Annotated in this window: 18 protein-coding genes and 2 pseudogenes; 12 read left to right on the top strand and 8 right to left on the bottom strand. The window is 72.3% G+C overall.

Translation table 11 applies throughout. From position 1 onward, the window contains the following. Nucleotides 1-28: 28 nt before the first annotated feature. From HDA41_RS21090 to HDA41_RS21070, 5 genes are all read left to right on the top strand, one after another. Nucleotides 29-331, top strand: a complete 303-nt coding sequence (locus HDA41_RS21090; RefSeq protein ID WP_184986106.1) for a hypothetical protein — start codon at nt 29-31, stop codon at nt 329-331. Further along, nucleotides 328-729, top strand: coding sequence for a hypothetical protein (locus tag HDA41_RS21085; RefSeq protein ID WP_184986105.1), 402 nt, complete (start codon nt 328-330; stop codon nt 727-729). The genes HDA41_RS21090 and HDA41_RS21085 overlap by 4 nt, the downstream gene beginning before the upstream one ends. Beyond that, nucleotides 726-989 (top strand): DUF7848 domain-containing protein, encoded by a 264-nt coding sequence (locus HDA41_RS21080; protein ID WP_184986103.1) that lies wholly within the window; start codon nt 726-728, stop codon nt 987-989. The genes HDA41_RS21085 and HDA41_RS21080 overlap by 4 nt, the downstream gene beginning before the upstream one ends. Before the next feature lie 301 nt (nt 990-1,290). Then, on the top strand, nt 1,291-2,262 hold the full coding sequence (locus tag HDA41_RS21075) for an ABC transporter ATP-binding protein (RefSeq protein ID WP_184986101.1): 972 nt from the start codon (nt 1,291-1,293) through the stop codon (nt 2,260-2,262). Beyond that, nucleotides 2,259-3,110 carry an ABC transporter permease gene (locus HDA41_RS21070; protein ID WP_184986099.1) on the top strand — a complete coding sequence of 284 codons (852 nt, stop codon included), beginning with the start codon at nt 2,259-2,261 and terminating at the stop codon, nt 3,108-3,110. Before HDA41_RS21075 ends, HDA41_RS21070 begins: the two co-directional genes overlap by 4 nt. Nucleotides 3,111-3,227: 117 nt before the next feature. Here HDA41_RS21070 and HDA41_RS21065 read toward each other — a convergent pair whose 3' ends face one another. After that, nucleotides 3,228-3,644 (bottom strand): ester cyclase, encoded by a 417-nt coding sequence (locus tag HDA41_RS21065; RefSeq protein ID WP_184986097.1) that lies wholly within the window; start codon nt 3,642-3,644, stop codon nt 3,228-3,230. Nucleotides 3,645-3,895: 251 nt separating this feature from the next. Here HDA41_RS21065 and HDA41_RS21060 point away from each other — a divergent pair, with 251 nt between their 5' ends. The 3 genes from HDA41_RS21060 (at nt 3,896) to HDA41_RS21050 (ending at nt 7,039) form a co-directional block, all read left to right on the top strand. Continuing rightward, nucleotides 3,896-5,068 carry a sensor histidine kinase gene (locus HDA41_RS21060; protein WP_184986095.1) on the top strand — a complete coding sequence of 391 codons (1,173 nt, stop codon included), beginning with the start codon at nt 3,896-3,898 and terminating at the stop codon, nt 5,066-5,068. After that, the gene (locus tag HDA41_RS21055) at nt 5,065-5,772 is read left to right on the top strand and encodes a response regulator (RefSeq protein WP_184986093.1); all 708 of its coding nucleotides are present in this window, start codon (nt 5,065-5,067) and stop codon (nt 5,770-5,772) included. Before HDA41_RS21060 ends, HDA41_RS21055 begins: the two co-directional genes overlap by 4 nt. Before the next feature lie 97 nt (nt 5,773-5,869). Further along, entirely contained in the window at nt 5,870-7,039 is a 1,170-nt protein-coding gene (locus HDA41_RS21050) for a serine hydrolase domain-containing protein (protein WP_184986091.1), read from the top strand. A 49-nt stretch (nt 7,040-7,088) separates the two neighbouring features. On the opposite strand, the gene HDA41_RS21045 is transcribed toward HDA41_RS21050, so the two are convergent. From HDA41_RS21045 to HDA41_RS21035, 3 genes are all read right to left on the bottom strand, one after another. Next, entirely contained in the window at nt 7,089-7,769 is a 681-nt protein-coding gene (locus tag HDA41_RS21045) for a response regulator transcription factor (RefSeq protein WP_184986089.1), read from the bottom strand. Next, nucleotides 7,766-9,016 carry a sensor histidine kinase gene (locus HDA41_RS21040; RefSeq protein WP_184986087.1) on the bottom strand — a complete coding sequence of 417 codons (1,251 nt, stop codon included), beginning with the start codon at nt 9,014-9,016 and terminating at the stop codon, nt 7,766-7,768. The genes HDA41_RS21045 and HDA41_RS21040 overlap by 4 nt, the downstream gene beginning before the upstream one ends. A 106-nt stretch (nt 9,017-9,122) precedes the next feature. Next, nucleotides 9,123-11,333, bottom strand: a complete 2,211-nt coding sequence (locus tag HDA41_RS21035) for an MMPL family transporter (protein WP_184986085.1) — start codon at nt 11,331-11,333, stop codon at nt 9,123-9,125. 348 nt (nt 11,334-11,681) lie between these two features. On the opposite strand from HDA41_RS21035, the gene HDA41_RS21030 reads away from it, so the two are divergent. Together HDA41_RS21030 and HDA41_RS21025 are read left to right on the top strand one after the other, a co-directional pair. Then, on the top strand, nt 11,682-11,885 hold the full coding sequence (locus HDA41_RS21030) for a cold-shock protein (RefSeq protein ID WP_010032345.1): 204 nt from the start codon (nt 11,682-11,684) through the stop codon (nt 11,883-11,885). Nucleotides 11,886-12,048: 163 nt separating this feature from the next. After that, on the top strand, nt 12,049-13,482 hold the full coding sequence (locus HDA41_RS21025) for a DEAD/DEAH box helicase (protein WP_184986083.1): 1,434 nt from the start codon (nt 12,049-12,051) through the stop codon (nt 13,480-13,482). A gap of 34 nt (nt 13,483-13,516) precedes the next feature. Here the strand turns inward: HDA41_RS21025 and HDA41_RS21020 are convergent, their stop codons facing one another. Beyond that, on the bottom strand, nt 13,517-13,714 hold the full coding sequence (locus tag HDA41_RS21020) for a hypothetical protein (protein ID WP_184994184.1): 198 nt from the start codon (nt 13,712-13,714) through the stop codon (nt 13,517-13,519). Between the two features lie 666 nt (nt 13,715-14,380). On the opposite strand from HDA41_RS21020, the gene HDA41_RS21015 reads away from it, so the two are divergent. Then, nucleotides 14,381-15,013, top strand: coding sequence for a hypothetical protein (locus HDA41_RS21015; protein WP_184986081.1), 633 nt, complete (start codon nt 14,381-14,383; stop codon nt 15,011-15,013). A gap of 123 nt (nt 15,014-15,136) precedes the next feature. Here HDA41_RS21015 and HDA41_RS21010 read toward each other — a convergent pair. Both HDA41_RS21010 and HDA41_RS21005 read right to left on the bottom strand, forming a co-directional pair. Then, nucleotides 15,137-16,164, bottom strand: a pseudogene (locus tag HDA41_RS21010) (glycosyltransferase family 4 protein); the annotation flags it as partial. A 6-nt stretch (nt 16,165-16,170) separates the two neighbouring features. Next, nucleotides 16,171-16,608, bottom strand: coding sequence for a hypothetical protein (locus tag HDA41_RS21005; RefSeq protein WP_184986079.1), 438 nt, complete (start codon nt 16,606-16,608; stop codon nt 16,171-16,173). 44 nt (nt 16,609-16,652) lie between these two features. On the opposite strand from HDA41_RS21005, the pseudogene HDA41_RS21000 reads away from it, so the two are divergent. Beyond that, a pseudogene (locus HDA41_RS21000) lies at nt 16,653-16,997 on the top strand (response regulator transcription factor); the annotation flags it as partial. 9 nt (nt 16,998-17,006) lie between these two features. On the opposite strand, the gene HDA41_RS20995 reads toward HDA41_RS21000, so the two are convergent. After that, nucleotides 17,007-17,876: an LLM class flavin-dependent oxidoreductase gene (locus HDA41_RS20995; protein WP_184986077.1), complete on the bottom strand. Its 870-nt coding sequence runs from the start codon at nt 17,874-17,876 to the stop codon at nt 17,007-17,009. Nucleotides 17,877-17,911 lie beyond the last annotated feature (35 nt).

Genomic DNA, 17,911 nt, shown 5'->3' with positions numbered 1-17,911 from the left:
GGCCACCAACCCCATGGAGGTTGACGACATGCTGCACCTTATCGCCGGCATCTTCGAGCTGCTGTTGCGGTTACTGCTTCCCGCAGCGGGACGGCACCGGAGCGCCGAGACAGTTCCCAGGCCAACCGTGGACCTGCCGACGGCCCGTCTCCCACGCGTCCCCGTGTTGCGAGGTGAGGACATCGGCCTCGTGCGCCCCTACCTCGTCGCACACGAACGTCGCCAGGAGGAACGACGGCGACGGGCACGACGGCGCGTGCTGGTACTTGCGACGTACGGCATCGACATCAGCCCGCGCCGGATGCACGGGGCGGAGGTGACGGCCGGATGAGCTACGACCGCAACGCCGTGACCACGATCGGACCGGGCCTGCGGCTGCTGCCGTGGGAGAGCGACACCGGCAAGCCGTGCTTCCTGTCCACGAACGGGACGTCGGGCGCCCTGGCCCGCATCGCGGACGAGATCGAGGCGGACCAGTTGCGCGACGGCGCCGATGTCCTCACGGGCGCCCAGGCCGTCTTGGACGACCGCAAGGCCGGGGAGTACGCGCTACGTCTCGCCCTGCGTGCGGCTACCCAGTGCCTCGGCGATGTACTGCGCGTCGCCGACAGCCGGGGCGCACGCCTGCCCCAGCCGGACGACGCCCAGGACGCAGACGACAGCGTCGACGACCCGGACGACGGCGCCGACGGCGACGGGCCGCGGTGTCCGGTTGAGGCATGCGGATGAGCGCGTGCAACGGGATCACACGAGGCCGGTACCGGTTCGCGGAATGGACGCTGACGGCCGTGCCGACCATGGCCGTGCGTCACTGCGGCAGGTGCCTCACGTGCGGCGAACGCTCCGCCGACACGGCCGACGCGGACGACGTCCACGTTTGGTGTCTCAAGCACGCGGGCCTGACGCACCATAGCGGCTACGAGTTCTCGGCGTTCCAGTACTTCAACGCCACCATGTCTGACCCCGGTAACGAGTCGCACGCGACGTAGACCGAGAGGAGGAAAGCAAGACCACGGCCCCGACTCTCGCCGCCGAAGCGTCGGGGCCCTTCCCTGTCGCGATCAGGGATGGCCATCTGCTGAACCTCGACGGTACACAGCGCGAGGCGGTGTTCAGCGCACTGCGCCGCCTGGCCCATGTCGACGCGTCGGCCCGGCTGTACGGGGCGGAGGGGGCGCCCGAGGGCGAGAAGAGCCAGCCGCGGGGACCGGCCCGGCGCTGACACCCTTCGGTAATGTGTTCGGCCAGGGCAGCCCGACCAGCTGCTGCCAGACGGACGGGGGAACACCGATGACAACCGCTCACGCCTTATCCGAGGCCGGGAGCAGCCCACCGCCAAACAGCGACCGGGTCATCGACGTACGGGATCTGCGGATGCGCTACCGCAGCCAGGACGTCCTGAAGGGGGTCGACTTCACGGCCCGGCGAGGCGAAGTCGTCGTGCTGCTCGGGCCGAACGGCGCGGGCAAGACGACCACGATCGAAGTCCTGGAGGGCTTCCGGATGCGCTCGGCCGGTGACGTGAGCGTCCTCGGCACCGATCCGGCACACGGGGACGAGCGGTGGCGTGCGCGCCTGGGCATCGTGTTGCAGTCCTGGCGCGACCACGGCAAATGGCGGGTGCGGGAGCTGCTGGCCCATCTCGGCTCGTACTACGCGCCGTACTCCACCGCCCTCGTACAACGGCCCTGGGACGTCGACGAACTCATCGCCGCCGTGGGTCTGACCGAGCAGGCGGGCAAACGGGTCGGGACCCTGTCCGGCGGGCAGCGCAGGCGTTTCGACGTGGCCGTCGGCATCGTGGGCAGGCCCGAGCTGCTGTTCCTGGACGAGCCGACGGCGGGTCTGGACCCGGAGGCCAGGAACGAGTTCCACGGCCTGGTCCGCGGGCTCGCGGACGGGGACACCACCGTGCTGCTGACCACGCACGACCTCGCCGAGGCGGAGAAACTCGCCGACCGGATCCTCATCCTGGCCGGTGGCCGGATCGTGGCCGACGGCACCGCCGAGGAGCTGTCCCGGAAGGCATCGGCCGAGGCCACCGTGCGCTGGACGCTGGACGGGCGGCCCTTCGAGGAGTCGACGGCCGAGCCCACCCGGTTCGTCCGCCGGCTGTTCGAGGACCACGGCGACGCGGTCGGCGGACTGGAGGTGCGCCGGGCGAGCCTGGAGGACACCTACCTGACGATGGTGCGGGAGCTGGAGACGGGGAGCGTCCCCGAGGAGCGGGCGGCACACGCCTTCGGAGAGGAAGCGCGATGAGTCCGGTGTGGTACGCGGCCGGAGTAGGGGTGCGGCGCGGCTGGACGGAACTCCGGCAGACCTTCACCACCGGCCAGGACGTGTTCGGTTACGTACTCTGGACGGTCCTGCTCATGGTGCCGCTGTTCCTGCTCAAGGACGATCCGCTGAAGGGCGCCGGCATCTCGACCGGCGCGTTCATGCTGCCGAGCCTGCTGGGCATGACGCTCGCGTTCACCGGGATGATGACCACGGCGCAACTGCTCGCGACCGAGCGCGAGGACGGCACCCTGCTGCGGGCCAAGGCCGTGCCCCACGGCATGGTCGGCCACCTGGTCGGCAAGATCATCATGGTGTCCGGGACGGCTCTCGCTTCCATGGCCCTCCCCTTCGCCGTCGGCGTGTTCCTGGTCGACGGGGTCGCCCGGCAGGGCGGCGGGGGACTGCTGACGCTGGTGTGGGTGGTGCCGCTGGGTCTGCTGGCGACCCTGCCGGTGGGCGCCGTCATCGGCTCACTCGTCAGCAGTCCGCGCGCCATCGGTCTGCTGATGTTTCCCGTGATGGGACTCGTCGCGATCTCCGGGATCTACTTCCCTCTGTCGGAGCTGCCCGGGTGGCTGCAGACCGTCGGGCAGATCTTCCCCGTGTACTGGCTCGGCCTCGGTCTGCGGGCCGCGTTGCTGCCGGCCGGAGCGGTCGCCGCCGAGGTCGGCGAATCTTGGCGGCAGTTGGAGACAGCAGGCGTGCTGGGAGTCTGGGCGGTCGCCGGACTGCTCGTCGCGCCGTCCGTCCTGCGCAGGATGGCCCGCCGCGAGTCCGGGGCCGCGATGGCGGAACGGCAGCGGAAGGCGATGCAGCGGGTCGGGTAGCGGGACCCGTGGTCACCAGGGACGCGGGCCCCGCAGCGGACGCGTCCACCACCTCGCCGGCAACGCCGGGGATGCTCCCGCGCCCCCTTTTTTTTGACGTGCCACACCGGCTCGGGCTCAGGCTGACGGGAGCAGCTCCAGTTGCTGGAGCATGGAGAGCTGATCGACGACGTGCCAGTGCTCGACAAGCCGGCCGCCGTCCAGCCGGAAGATGTCGACTCCGGCGAAGCGGCATGATCGTCCCGTCGGAGGGATGCCCAGGAAGGTTCCCGAATGGGTGGCGCTGTTGGTCCAACGGACGACGACGCGATCCCCCTCGGCAATCATGTCGTCGATGCTGAAGGTGGGTGCCAGCCCCTCCACGAGCATGGTCACTCGATCCTTCAGTCCCTCACGCCCCTCACGCTGCCCGGGCAGCGGGTCGTGCTCCTGGTAGTCCGTCGCGGCCAGCTCGTCGATGATCTCCATGCGCCGACCGTTGAGCACTTCCTCGAACAACCGGCGTACCAGCGCCTTATTGGACTCGGCGGACACGTCGCCATCTCCCTGTCAGCCCCATGGGATGCGCTCCGTTCTCGTCTGCACCCACTCTCCGGCGGACAGCGTCTCCGATCAGATCTCGGTGCGGCACTGTCGCCGCGCCGATACCGCCTCGGCTTCACCCCACCGGCACTGCGGATGCCGCCTGGCCGGCCTGCCGGGAACGGCTGTGTGTGATCGCGACGAAGACCACGCATGGTTCCGCTGGAGTCACGTGTCGCGTCGGGCCGCTACCGTGTCGAGGCGTGGGGGGCATACGCGGGGCCATACGGGAGTGGTGGGAGCGCGGGCGGGCGTTGGCGGGGGCCAATCCGCTCGTCGTCGACATCGGTGTCGCGCTCCTGGTCCAGGGCGCGATGACCATGCCGTTCGTCGTGCCGCGGGCGGCCGGGGCGCCGCCGGCGACCTGGGCCGCGTACGGGCTCAGCACGCTCACCGTGGTGCCCCTGGTCTGGCGGCGGCGCGCCCCCGTCGCCGTGCTGTTCGCGGTGCTGGCCGCCAACGCGCTGTACCGGCTGGCCGTGGACGGGCCCGGGCAGCCGTTGCCGTACACCGGGCTTGTGGTCGTGTACACGATTGCCGCGCTGTCGCCCGCGCGGGGGCGGCTCGTCACCGGGGCCGTGTTGCTGGTCGCCGTGCCGGTGGGGGTGTGGCTCAACACCCGGTCGGCTCGTGAACTGACCTTCTCCGTCTTCGTGTTAGTGGCCGCCTATGTCTTCGGGCGGCTCACCGACGCCCGTCAGCGGGCCCACCGCGTCGAGGCCGAGCAGGCCGCCGCGCGCGAACGGGCCCGGATCGCACGGGAGATGCACGACATCCTCTCCCACGCCGTGAGCCTGATGATCGTGCAGGCGGAGGCCGGGCCGGTGGCCGTGCGTGCCGCGCCGGAGCGGGCCGAGGCCGCCTTCGACGCCATCTCCGCGGCCGGGCGCGACGCCATGGTGCAGTTGCGCCGGATGCTGGGCCTGCTGCGGGAGAGCGACGGCGTCCCCCTGCGCGAACCGCAGCCCGGGCTCGCCGAGTTGCCCGGTCTGCTCGACCGGGTGCGGGCCGGCAGTGGGCTGGATGTCGGGTACCGGACGCTGGGATACGTCCGGCCGTTGTCGGGGGCGGTCGCCGCGACCGTCTTCCGGGTGGTCCAGGAAGCCCTCACGAACACCGTCAAGCACGCCGGAGGCCGTACCGTCACGGTAGAACTGACCTACGGAGAGAGCGACTTGTGCGTACGGGTGACCGACGACGGGCGTGGCCCGCAGGCCGGGGCCGTCGGTCAACGGGGCGGGCAGGGGCTCGTCGGGATCCGGGAGCGGGCGGCGGCGCTCGGGGGGAGTGCGATGACCGGGCGGGGAGCGGACGGGCGGGGGTTCGAGGTGCGGGTGCGGCTTCCCGTACCGGCCGCGGTGGAGGCCGGGCCGTGACGATCCGGGTGGTGGTCGCCGACGACCAGGAGCTGGTGCGCAGCGGCTTCGCGCTGATCCTGGACGTCCAGCCGGACATCGAGGTCGTCGCGGAGGTGGGCGACGGGGCCGAGGCCGTCGAGGCGGTGCGGCGGCACGCCCCCGATGTGGCGCTGCTCGATGTGCGCATGCCGCGCATGGACGGGATCGAGGCCTGCCGGGCGATCAGCGCCGCGAGCGACTGCCGGACGGTGATGCTCACGACCTTCGACTCCGACGAGTACGTCTATGACGCCCTGCACGCGGGCGCGAGCGGCTTCCTGCTCAAGGACGTCCGCCGGGACGACCTCGTCCATGCCGTACGGGTGGTCGCCCGGGGCGACTCGCTGCTCGCGCCGTCCGTGGCCCGGCGACTGGTGGAGCAGTACACGCGATCCACGAGGCACCCGCAGCCCGCCACCCGGCTGGACGTGCTGACCGGGCGGGAGCGCGAGACACTGCTGCTGCTCGCCCGGGGTTTGTCGAACGCCGAGATCGCCGCGGAGCTGGTGGTCAGCGACCACACGGTCAAGACGCATGTCGGCAACGTGCTCGCGAAGCTGGGGCTGCGGGATCGGATCCAGGCCGTGATCTGCGCGTACGAGACCGGTCTCGTCGCGGCCGGGGACCCCCCGCCCGGGGGAGCGGGCCGGGCCGCGCCCTCCCCCTCGTCGGCGAGGAACTGACCGCCCGGGACCCCCTGCGGGGGCGATCCGCGCGACGCCCCAGGTCCGGAGGATGGAGCCGTACAGACAACAACGGCCCATATCAACGGAGTTGACCATGACCCGTACCACTTCCCTGCTGGCCGCCGCGCTCCTCGTGGGCGTCGTGGCGGGGCCGTCCGTCCTCCCGGCCGCCGCAGCCACGCCTCCCGACCGGGCCACGGCCCACACAGCCACCCAGCACGAGAACCCCGCGCTCGCCGCCGCCATCGCCGGCCTGCCCAGCGCCGAGGCGACCGCCGCCCTCGTGCGCGTCGGGGGCGACGAGGGTGTCTGGCGGGGCAGTTCGGGCGTGCACGATCTGCGGACCGGCCGGCCGGCCGATCCGGGCGCCCGCTTCCGCGCCGGTTCCGTGACCAAGGTCTTCACCGCGGCCGTCGCCCTGCAACTGGCCGCCGAGGGCGGACTGGACCTGGACCGCAGTGCCCGCTCGTACCTGCCCGAGCTGATCCCGGCGTCGTACGAGGACGTCACCGTCCGGCAGCTCCTCGACCACACGCACGGCATCCCGGCCCCCGACTTCCCCGGCACGCTCGAGGAGGCGTACGCCGACCGCTTCCGGATTTACGACCCCCGGGACATGGTCCGCTCGGCGACGTCGAAGAAGCCCGAGTTCGCGCCGGGCGAGCGGCAGCACTACCTCAACATCGGGTACACGATCGCCGGTCTGCTGATCGAGCGCGTCACCGGTGACGCGTACGAGCGTCAGGTCGCCCGGCGGATCCTGCACCCGCTCGGGCTGCGCGACACCTACCTCCCGGGGAAGAACCCGCGCATCGTCGGCCGGCACAACCACGGCTACCAGACCATGCGGCTGGACGACGGCACGACCGGGCTGCGCGATGTGTCCGTGTGGGGGACGACGGACGGCTGGGCGGCCGGGGACATCGTCTCGACCACGGCGGATCTCGAACGGTTCACCAGCGCCCTGTTCCAGGGCCGGGTCGTGCGCGGACCGCTCCTGGAGGAGATGTTCACGCTGCCGGAGGTGGCCGACTTCAGGACCGGGAAACCGGCCGCGTACTCCATCGGCCTGTCGATGAAGGTGCTGGGCGGCCGCGAGGTGTGGGGCAAGACGGGCGGGCGCTGGGGCTACAACGCGGCCATCGCCTCCACCCGCGACGGCTCGCGCACCCTCGTGTACAGCGTCAACTCCACGGACGCCAAGGGCCAGGACATGAACAAGGTGGCGGAACACCTCATGGTGGCGGTCTACGGGCGGCCGTAGCCGACGCCCTCACGTCGTAGCCGTCATCCTCACGCCGTAGCCGTCATCCTCACGCCGTCGGCGGCACCGCCCGTACGAGGCCCGTCTGGTAGGCGATGACGACCAGTTGCGCACGGTCGCGGGCGTTCAGCTTGGTCATGGCCCGGTGGATGTGGGTGCGTACGGTCAGCGGGCTGAGGGTGAGGTCCTCGGCGATCTCGGTGTTGGACCTGCCCTCCGCGGCCAGGGCCATCACCTCGCGTTCGCGGACCGTGAGGTCGGCGAGGCGTTCCGGGGGTGCCAGGTGGGTGTCGGGGACGGGTGAGAGGAGGAAGCGGGTGATGAGGGAGCGGGTGGCGCCGGGTGAGAGGAGGGCCTCGCCGGAGGCGACCGTGCGCAGGCCGGCCAGCAGGGTGTCGGCGGTGACGTCCTTGCCGAGGAAGCCGCTGGCACCGGCGCGCAGCGCCTGGGCGACGTAGTCCTCGGTCTCGAACGTGGTCAGGATGAGGACGCGGGTGGCGGACAGCTCCGGGTCGGCGCAGAGCGTGGCGGTGGCGGTGAGGCCGTCGGTGCCGGGCATGCGGATGTCCATGAGGACGATGTCCGGGTGGTGGACGCGGGTCAGCTCCACCGCCTCCGCGCCGTCGGAGGCCTCGGCGACCACCTCCATGTCCGCGCAGGAGTCGATGAGGATCCGGAAGGTGGCCCGCAGCAGGGCCTGGTCGTCGGCGAGCAGCACCCTGATGGTCATGGCGTGGTTCCTTCGGCGGGGAGGGGGGACGGTTGCAGCGGGAGCGCGGTGCTGACCTCGAAGCCGCCCTGCGGGCGGGGGCCCGCGCACAGGTGGCCGCCGATGGAGTGGGCGCGTTCGCGCATGCCCATGACGCCGAAGCCGCGGCCCTGGGGTGCCTCGGTCTCCGGTTTGCCGGTGCCGTCGTCGGTGACCGTGATCAGCAGGCGGGAGCCGGTGTAGGCGAGGCGTACGTGGGCGGCCTCGGCGGTGGCGTGCTTGGTGACGTTGGTGAGCGCCTCCTGCACGATCCGGAAGGCGGTCAGGTCGACGCCGGGTGACAGCGGCTGCGGCTCGCCCTCCGTCGTGACGGTGACCTCCAGGCCGGCCGACTCACACGCCGCGACCAGCTCGGGCAGGCGGGCGAGGCCGGGGGCCGGTTCCAGCTCCGTGGAGCCGGGGCCGGCGTCGTGCTGGTCGTTGTGGCGCAGCAGGCCCAGGGCGGCCTTCAGCTCCCGGAGCGCGGAGGACGTGGTGCCGGTCAGGTCCGTGAGGATCTTCTGGGTCTGCTCGGGGCTGGTGAGGGCGAGGTGCGCGGCCGTGCCGGCCTGGGCGTTGGCCAGGGCCATGTGGTGGGCGACGACGTCGTGGAGTTCCCGGGCGATGCGCATCCGTTCCTCGGTGACGCGCAGCCGGGCCTCCTCCTCCCGGGTGCGCTCGGCGTGTTCGGCCCGGGCCTGCACGGACTGGAGGTAGGCGCGCCGCAGCTGGGTCATCTTGCCGGCGGCCAGGGGCAGCATCAGCCAGAAGACCGGGCCGATCGTCCTGAGCAGCAGCGAGACGTGGTTCATGGAGTCGGAGAACACGGCCGCGAGCGTCACCGCGACCAGGGTGGTGAGGCCGTAGCGGCGGGTGGACTTCCGGTCGGTGAGCGCGGCCAGCCAGTACAGCGCCGCCATGACCGGGGCCAGCAGCAGCGGCGTGACCAGGTAGCCCAGCGTGACCGCGGCCACCGTGCAGCCCCCGGCCACGACGACGACGGTGCGCGGGTGGGTGCGGTGCTTGAGCAGGACGAGACAGGCGACCCCCGTGAGGACGGTGGCGGTCTTGTCCTGGTCCGGCGGTTCGGCGCCGGGCAGGGTGAGCGAACCGCCGAGGGCCGAGCAGCCCATCAGCGCCAGGACCATCGCCAGATCGACGAGGAACGGGTGGCGTGCCGAGAACTCCTCCAGGCGATCCGCGTAGCGCCGCTCCAGGGTGATACTCATCGGGCTCTCCGGGGGGTGGGCTGGAACCATAGTGGTCGACGTCGGGCGGGAACGCCCGAGAGGCCGCCCGTGTCCTTCGCCACGGGCGGCCCTGGTGCGGGACGGGTCAGGTGCGCGCCGGTTCCAGGTCGGGCGCCGTGCCCGGGGCCGGCTCGGTCCCGGGCCGGCGGCTGAGGGCCTCGCCCTCCACGTCGACGCGGGGCAGCGCCCGGTCCAGCCACTTCGGCAGCCACCAGGCCTTGTCGCCGAGCAGGGCGAGGACGGCCGGCACGATCGCCATGCGGACGACGAAGGCGTCGAACAGGACGGCGGAGGCGAGCCCGAAGCCGATCATCTTGATCATGGAGTCGTTCTCGCCGATGAACCCGGCGAAGACCGCGACCATGATCAGAGCCGCCGCCACGACCACCCGGGCGCTGTGCCGGAAGCCGGACGTGACCGCCTGCGCGGGTGACTCTCCGTGGACGTACGCCTCCCGCATCCGCGAGACGAGGAACACCTCGTAGTCCATCGCGAGGCCGAAGACGATGCCGACCTGGAAGATCGGCATCAGGCTCATGATCGGGCCGGTCTGCTCCACGCCGAAGAGTTCGGCGCCGTGGCCCTGCTGGAACACCACGACGACCGCGCCGAAGGAGGCCAGCACCGACAGCAGGAAGCCGAGGGCCGCCTTGAGCGGGACGAGCAGGGACCGGAAAACCACCAGCAGCAGCACGATCGCCAGGCCGACGACCACGGTCAGATACGGGACCAGCGCGGCCTGCACCTTCTCCGCGATGTCGATGTTCATCGCGGTGCTGCCGGTGACCTCGAAGCTCGCGCCGGTGCCGGACTCGATGCCGGGCCGCTCGCCCCGGATGGTCGTCACCAGGTTCTTGGTCTTCTCGTCGGTCGGCGCGGTGGACGGCACGACGGAGAAGACGGCGGTGTCACCGGCGTCGTTGAAGCGGGCCGGGGAGACGGACACGACGCCCTTGGTGGCGCCGATCTCCTCGGCGATCTCGTCCGCCGCACCCTTGGGGTCGGCGGCACCCCTGCCGTCCACGACGACGGTCAGCGGCCCGTTGAAGCCCGGCCCGAAGCCCTCGGCGAGCGCGTCGTAGGCGCGGCGTTCGGTGGTGGAGACCGGCTTGGCCTCGTCCCCGGGCATGCCCAGCTGGAGGCCGGCCGCGGGCAGGGCGAGGGCGCCGAGGCCGACGACGCCGAGGAGCAGGACGGGGATGGGGCGGCGCAGCACGAACCGGGCCCAGCGGGTGCCGCCGTTGGTGTCGCCGCTCTCCTCGATCCGGCCGCTCTTGCGGGCCCGCCGGGTGAGCACGGCGTTCGGCCAGAAGCCGAGGAAGGCCGGGACGAGCGTCAGCGCGATCAGCACGGCGACGACGACCGCGCCGGCGGCGGCCAGGCCCATCTTGGTGAGCATCGGGATGCCGACCACGGCGAGCCCGGCCAGCGCGATGACGACGGTGAGCCCGGCGAACACGACCGCGGACCCGGCCGTGCCGGCGGCGAGTCCGGCCGCCTCCCGCGGCGCACGGCCCTTGGCGCGCTCCTCCCGGTAGCGGGACACCACGAACAGGGCGTAGTCGATGCCGACGGCGAGACCCAGCATCATCGCCAGGGTGCCGGTGGTGGTGGACAGGCCGAGGGCCTGGGACAGGGCGAGGATCGTGGCCATGCTGACGCCGACGCCGATGACGGCGGTCAGCAGGGGGAGCCCGGCGGCGGCCAGGGAGCCGAAGGTGATGAGCAGGACGACGGCGGCGATCGAGACGCCGATCACCTCCGCCGTGCCGCCCGGCCCGGCGTTGTCGGCCAGCGCGCTGCCGCCCGCCTCGACGGTCAGCCCGGAGTCCCGGGCCCCCTCGATGGCGCGCTCCAGATGGGTCCGGCTGGCGTCGGTGAGGTCGTTCCCCTCGACCTTGTAGGTGACGGTCGCGAAGGCGGTCGAGCCGTCCTTGCTGATCGTCTTCGCCTGGAACGGGTCGACGGCGCTCGCGACCTGCGTGCCGTCGCCCAGGCCGGTCACGGCCTTCTCGATGGCCTGCTTGTTCTCGGGGGCGGTCACCCTCTCGCCGCCGGGCGCGATGAACACGACCCGGGCGGTCGCCCCGTCCGCCGTGGCCCCGGGGAAGCGCTGTTCCATCAGGTCGAACGCCTTCTGGGACTCGATGCCGGGCATCGAGAACCCCTCGTCGGCGGCCCCCGGCGCCCTGAGGGCGCCGAGCCCGACGGCGGCCAGGACGGCCGCCCAGACCAGGGCGACGTACCAACGTCGCCGGAAGGCCAGTCGGCCCACTCGATACAGGAAAGTTGCCACGGCAGCAGGTCTCCACATCCGGTGTCGATCGTCTGCCAAGGCTCTCCGCGGGCGGGCCGTCCCGTCGTCGTGCGGCTGCCGACAATCCTGGCTACTCAGAACGCAGTACGAGCGGGCCCCCGATCCACCTCGGGTACGAGATTTCCGAGCCATCCGCCGCGGCCTGTGCTACCGTCGTTGTTGTTGCAGTTTTGGTTCCCAGAGACTTCGAGTGCTCTATCGACCTTCGTCGACGAGCACTCTTTTTAGTTGCCGAGAGTTTTCGGATCTCTCCAAGGGTGATCATTTCAGCGACTCCGAGTCCGTAAAGTGCGGGTCTCGGATATGCCCCCCAAAGGGAGATTCAGCATGGCATCTGGCACTGTGAAGTGGTTCAACGCGGAAAAGGGCTTCGGCTTCATCGAGCAGGAGGGCGGCGGTCCCGACGTGTTCGCCCACTACTCGAACATCGCCACCTCCGGCTTCCGCGAGCTTCAGGAAGGCCAGAAGGTTACCTTCGACGTCACGCAGGGCCAGAAGGGCCCGCAGGCCGAGAACATCGTGCCCGCCTGACGCTGACGCGTCCGACGTGACCGGGGCCCGCACCGTGAGGTGCGGGCCCCAGCCTCGTTTTCATCCAACACCCGGCTCAGTCTTGCGAATCCTGGTGCGGTCCGTCACAACCGCCGGGAATTCCCCGATACGTAGCCGCATCGAGGAAGGATCCCGATCCCCCTTGGATCGCACCGCTCGCAAGAACAACGGCTCGCCCCACTCGCGCAAGGCCGGGGGCCGGAGCACCTCCGCCCGTACGGCCGGCGCGAGCCGCGGTGGCCACCAGCGCCGTACCGCGCCCGGCGGGGAGTTCGCGCCGCCGGCCACCATCACCCCGGCACTGCCCGCCGTCGAGGACTTCGCCGGTCTGGGCCTGCCCGACCGGCTGCTGGCCGCGCTGCGCGCCGAGGGCATGACCGTGCCCTTCCCGATCCAGGCGGCGACGCTGCCGAACTCCCTGGCCGGCCGGGACGTGCTGGGCCGCGGGCGCACGGGGTCGGGCAAGACGCTCGCCTTCGGTCTCGCCGTGCTGGCCCGCATCGACGGGCAGCGGGCCGAGCCCCGGCAGCCGGTGGCCCTCGTCCTCGTCCCCACCCGGGAGTTGGCCCAGCAGGTCACCGACGCGCTCACCCCCTACGCGCAGGCCCTGCGCCTGCGGCTCACCACGGTGGTCGGCGGTATGTCGATCGGCCGCCAGGCGAGCGCGCTGCGCGCCGGCGCCGAGGTCGTCGTCGCGACGCCCGGCCGGCTCAAGGACCTCATCGACCGCGGCGACTGCCGGCTGGACCGCGTCACCGTCACCGTCCTCGACGAGGCCGACCAGATGACGGACATGGGCTTCATGCCGCAGGTGACCGCCCTGCTCGACCAGGTGCGCCCCGGCGGCCAGCGGCTGCTGTTCTCGGCCACGCTGGACCGCAACGTCGACCGTCTGGTCCGCACCTACCTCCACGACCCCGTGGTCCACTCCGTCGATCCGTCGGCCGGCGCGGTCACGACGATGGAGCACCACCTGCTGCACGTGGACGACGCCGACAAGCACGCCACCACGACGGAGATCGCCGCCCGCGACGGCCGCGTGATCATGTTCCTGGACACCAAGCACGCCGCCGACCGGCTGGCCAAGAAGCTGCTGGCCGTCGGCGTGCGCGCCTCGGCCCTGCACGGCGGGAAGTCCCAGTCCCAGCGCACCCGCACCCTGGCCCGGTTCAAGGAGGGCGAGGTCACGGTCCTGGTGGCCACCAACGTCGCCGCCCGCGGCATCCACGTCGACAACCTCGACCTCGTCGTCAACGTGGACCCGCCCGCCGACCACAAGGACTATCTGCACCGCGGCGGCCGGACCGCCCGGGCCGGCGAGTCGGGCACCGTCGTCACGCTGGTCCTGCCCCACCAGCGCCGTGAGACGGCCCGCCTGATGGCCGACGCCGGGATCACCCCGCAGGTCACCCGGGTCCGCTCGGGCGAGGCCGAACTGACCCGCATCACCGGCGCCCAGGCGCCCTCGGGCGTGCCCGTCGTCCTCACCCCGCCGCCCTCCGAGAGCGGCCCCGCGCGCACGGGTTCCGCCCCGCGCGCACGGCGCGGCAGGCCCTCCCGGGGCCGCCGCCGCTGACCCGCTCCCAGGAGCGCAGGCCGCGCGGTCCGCGTCAGGTGCCGGGCCGCGCCGGAGACAGCCGCACCACCGTCCCCTCCCCGTTCGACGACAGGAGCAGGGAGCCGTCCGGGGCGGTGGTGAGTCCCGCGAACTCCGGGGCCGCCCCGGGGAGTCCGTGGGTGAAGGAACGACCGGCCGAGGTGGCAGGGAGCGCCCAGGACCGGGCCACTCTGGGGCGCGTGAGGGGCAACCGGCTTCCGCGGGGCGGGTCCTGTGCCCGGCCCGGCGGCCCCGCCCGGCCTCAGTCCACTCCGAGCAGGGACATCAGGTGCCCGTGGGTCCGGTCCCACCCCCAATCCCCGCGCACCCACTCGCGGCCCTTGCGGCCCATGTCCCGGGCCCTCGACGACGTCCTGGTGCTCGACTTCCCCCAGGAGTGCATCCGGCTCGACCCGTTCGGCGGTGAGAAGCCGCGGGCTCGTGTCCGTCGTCGGCGTGCTCCTGGTGGTGCTCGGACCGGTTCCGAGTCGGCGTCGCGGGGTGTTCATGACGGGAGTCTCCCGCGCCTCGCCCGAGGACTCCGAACGGAGTTGCAAGAGGTGTCCCGCGCTCGTGCGGTCGTGAATGCAAGAGGTGTGACCGTTCTTCGCGTGTACGCGTGTACGCGTGTGCCCGTGCACGAGTGCACGCGTACGGCTTCGCCGCCGACTTCGTCGTGACCTGAGCGGTCACACCTCAGGAGGCCGGGCCCTGTGGTTTGCGGACCGCTCCGCAGGGAGCGATGCTCCGCCCGTCTCCCCCGTGCGGCGGAGCCGGGTTGCTCCCGGCGGACGATGTGCCGGGCTTCGAAGGCTGCGATCTTCGAAGCATGCCGGGCGATCGGGCCCGCGGAACCGGAATGCCGGAGGGCAGCCGCATGACCACCCAGTTCGGGGAACGGACCCACGAAGCACCGACCTCGGCCGGTCGGCTGCGTGCCGCCTGGACGGCCGCCCACGCTCCGGTGGCCGGGGTTCCCCGCTGGGCGCGCACCGCCGCACTCGCCGTCCCGCTCGCCGTCCTGCCCTCCGGCCTCTGGCGGATCGCCACGGAGTGCGTCCCCGCCCTGAAGGGCAGCGGCGACACGGGCAAGGGCGACCTCCCGGGCTGGCTGCCCGGCGAGGTGTACATCATCTTCCTGTCCGTCCTGTCGGAGCTGGTGGCGTTCACCGCCGTCGGGCTGATCGCCGCCTGGGGCGAGGTGTTCCCGCGCTGGATCCCCGTACTGCGCGGACGCAGGGTCCCGCCGCTCGCCGCGGTCGTCCCCGCCGCGATCGGCACGGTGGTCCTGACGGTCATGTGGACGGCCGCCTTCACCGCGGACTTCGCCGGCACCACACTCCAGGGAGACCCGACCCCCTCGGGCTACCCCGGCGAAGCGGGCGGTTGGAAAGCCATCGCGTACTACATCTGCTACATCCCGCTACTGCTCTGGGGACCGCTGCTCGGCCTGGTCACCGTGGCGTACTGGAAGCGACGCCGCAACGCCGTACGTCATGTGACGCATTGACCCCACAGCGCGTTGCGTTCGCAGGCTTGTGGTCTTCCGACGGGGAACCGGGGGATGGGGAGCGTGTCCTGACGGGGAAGATGAGGGACAACGCGAACCGGAGCACCACCAGACGTGTTCCGCATCGGTCAGCAGCAGCGTGAGCCGGTCGGCGAGCGCCCGCACGTCACGGCCGTCGACCACGAACCCGGTCTCCCCGTCCCGTACGGTGTCCGGCGCCCCGCCCGAGTCGCCGACGACGACCGGCAGTTCGGCGGCGGCCGCCTCCAGGAACACGATCCCGAGGCCCTCGACCTCCAGGCCCGCCCTGCGAGTCCGGCACGGCATCGCGAACACCTGCGCGGCGGCGTAGAAGCCGGGCATCTCCTCGTGCGGGTGCCCGCCCGCGAAGACCACCGCGCCGGGCGGCCCCTGCTCGGCCGCGAGCCGGTACAGGGCCCGGGCGTGCGGCCCGTCCCCGACCAGCAGCAGAACCGCGTCGGGCACACTGCGGCGCACCAGGCGCAAGGCCCGTATCAGCGTGTCCTGTCCCTTGCGCGGGACGAGCCGCGCCGCGCACAGCACGACCGGCCTCTCGCCCAGGCCGTACCGCTCCCGCACCCGCGCCGCCCTCGCCGCCGATCCCCGGAACACCTCGGGGTCCACGCCCGGCGCGAGCCGCCGCATGCGCGCCGCCGCCTCCGGTCCGACGGCGGCGGCGATCCGGCCCGGGTGTACGAGCCGAGACACGTGACGCTGTTCACCCCGGCGCCGATGCGGCGCAGCAGCGCGCGGGCCCCGGGCGTGCGCGCCCACCACACCTCGTGCCCGTGCGTCGTGGCGACCAGCCGCCGCACGTCCGTACGGCGCCGCAGTTCGCCCGCCATCAGCCCGAGCGGGGCCGCGGCCCCGAACCAGACGCTGTCGCAGTCGAACCGGCGGGCCAGCTCCACCGCCCGGGCGGTGACCCGCCGCGTCGGCAGCAGCACGCGGGCACGGTCCCGCACCACGGGGAACGGCAGCCGGGCGTCATGGGCCCGGTCGCCCGGTGTGCCGGAGGTGTAGACGGCGACCCGGTCGGGCGGGAAGCGGACCGTCATGGCGTGGACGAAGGTCTCGATGCCGCCCTGCCGGGGCGGGAAGTCGTTGGTGACGACGAGCGTGCGCGGCATGGTCGGTCAACCTCCAGTGGTTTCACGGTGGACAGAGGTGAACAGACGGGCGCGGTGCCCCTCGGGGAACCGGTCCACGGGCCACCACCGGCTCGTCGGCACGAGCCGGAACCAGCCGAGCAGCACCAGCGGGTAGACGACGTAGCCGAAGCGCGTGGCGGGGATCAGGCACATGGCGATCCCGAGCCCCAGCGCGAGCCGGTCGGCGGCGGCGACGGTGGTGCGCGGCGGGCACGTCACGAGGGACACGGCCACCGCGACCGCGCTCAGCGCCAGCGCCGCCACGGTGAGGGCGAAGCCAGCCGGCACGTACGTCGCCAGCAGATGCCCGGGCAGCGGGCTGGCCGCCGGGGACCCGGTGTCTCCCTGGCCGAGCGGGAAGAGCAGCACGTGCTCGGCGAACGCCCCGGGGTCGGCGAGCGCGACCGGCAGCACCGCGAGCACGGCCGACGTGACGGCCGTTACCCCGGCCCGTACGGCGGCCCGCCGCGACCTTCCCGGAACTCCTGCACGCCGTCAGGGTGGTGGCAGCGGGTGACGCGATGCTGGCCCCCGGCGTCACCCGCCGCCTCATCGCCGAGTTCGCACCCCGGCGCCCCGTCACCGCCCCGAAGTCCCTCCTCGACCGCCTCACCTCCCGCGAGGCGGAGGTCCTCCTCCTCATCGCCCAAGGCCTCTCCAACGCGGACATCGCCGAACGCCTGACCATCACCGACCACACGGTCAAGACCCACATCAACCGCCTGTTCGCCAAGCTGGAACTCCGCGACCGGGCCCAAGCGGTGATCGTGGCGTACGAGGCGGGGCTGGTGACGCCCGGGGCGGGCGGCTGAGGCCGCCCGTTACAAGTGCGGCGGGCCCTGCTCGATCCGGCGCAGCACCGGTGCGAGCCGGTCGATCGCCTCGCTGGTCTGGATCTGCCGCTCGTCCCACCAGGTGGCTCCCGCCTCGGCCAACGGCCCGATCACAGCACGGGTCCCGGCCGCGTCGCCGCCCGGCGTGGCACCGCCGAGGACGATGTCGAAGGGAGCGTCGGACGGGCCGTCCTCGCGCTGCTTACGGACGTAGGCGACGAGGTCACGGACCTGGTCGACGGGTGGCACGTGACCGTGCCTGGCATCGGTGAAGAGGGGGACCACACCGTCCCAGCGGGCGGCCCGGCGCATGGGCGGGCGGTTCGGCCAGAAGCCGGCGACCCAGACCGGCGGCCGAGGACGTTGCACCGTGGCCGGCAGCAGTGTCACGTCCCGGACCCGGTAGTGCCGTCCGTCGTGGTGCACCGGCTCGCCCGACCAGTAACGTCGGAGCAGCTCCAGGCCCTCGTCCAGCCGCTCGGCCAGCACCCTGGTGTCCGTGGTGTCGCCAAAACTGGCGTACTCGTCCTCGATGGGGCCGCCCAGTCCCGCGCCGAACGTGACCCGACCCCCACTCACGGCGTCCAGGGTCGCCACCTGACGGGCGAGCTGCTGCGGACGCCGGCGGGCGACCGGGGTGACCAGTGTGCCGAGCCTGATCCGGGACGTCGCCAGCGCGGCGGCGGTCAACAGCATCCAGGGATCCCCGAACGGCCTGCCCTCGTGCTTGCGATGCACCACGTGGTCCCAGACGAACAGCCCGTCCCACCCCGCCTCTTCCGCCGCCACGGCCACCTTCGCCACAGTCCTGGGATCGGCGAAGTCACCGAAGTTCGGGATGTTGATCGAGAAGCGCATCCGCGCATCGTGCTGCACGGCACACACACGGTCAA

The sequence above is a fragment of the Streptomyces caelestis genome (assembly GCF_014205255.1).
Taxonomy (GTDB): Bacteria; Actinomycetota; Actinomycetes; order Streptomycetales; family Streptomycetaceae; genus Streptomyces; species Streptomyces caelestis.
Note: the sequence above shows the minus strand (reverse complement) of the source record. Positions and strands in the feature narration are given on the sequence as shown.

Coding starts and splice junctions, on each gene's coding strand:
- HDA41_RS21090 (WP_184986106.1), top strand. CDS start 29: ATGCTGCACCTTATCGCCGGCATCTTCGAGCTGCTGTTGCGGTTACTG.
- HDA41_RS21085 (WP_184986105.1), top strand. CDS start 328: ATGAGCTACGACCGCAACGCCGTGACCACGATCGGACCGGGCCTGCGG.
- HDA41_RS21080 (WP_184986103.1), top strand. CDS start 726: ATGAGCGCGTGCAACGGGATCACACGAGGCCGGTACCGGTTCGCGGAA.
- HDA41_RS21075 (WP_184986101.1), top strand. CDS start 1,291: ATGACAACCGCTCACGCCTTATCCGAGGCCGGGAGCAGCCCACCGCCA.
- HDA41_RS21070 (WP_184986099.1), top strand. CDS start 2,259: ATGAGTCCGGTGTGGTACGCGGCCGGAGTAGGGGTGCGGCGCGGCTGG.
- HDA41_RS21050 (WP_184986091.1), top strand. CDS start 5,870: ATGACCCGTACCACTTCCCTGCTGGCCGCCGCGCTCCTCGTGGGCGTC.
- HDA41_RS21045 (WP_184986089.1), bottom strand. CDS start 7,769: ATGACCATCAGGGTGCTGCTCGCCGACGACCAGGCCCTGCTGCGGGCC.
- HDA41_RS21040 (WP_184986087.1), bottom strand. CDS start 9,016: ATGAGTATCACCCTGGAGCGGCGCTACGCGGATCGCCTGGAGGAGTTC.
- HDA41_RS21030 (WP_010032345.1), top strand. CDS start 11,682: ATGGCATCTGGCACTGTGAAGTGGTTCAACGCGGAAAAGGGCTTCGGC.
- HDA41_RS21015 (WP_184986081.1), top strand. CDS start 14,381: ATGACCACCCAGTTCGGGGAACGGACCCACGAAGCACCGACCTCGGCC.
- HDA41_RS20995 (WP_184986077.1), bottom strand. CDS start 17,876: ATGCGCTTCTCGATCAACATCCCGAACTTCGGTGACTTCGCCGATCCC.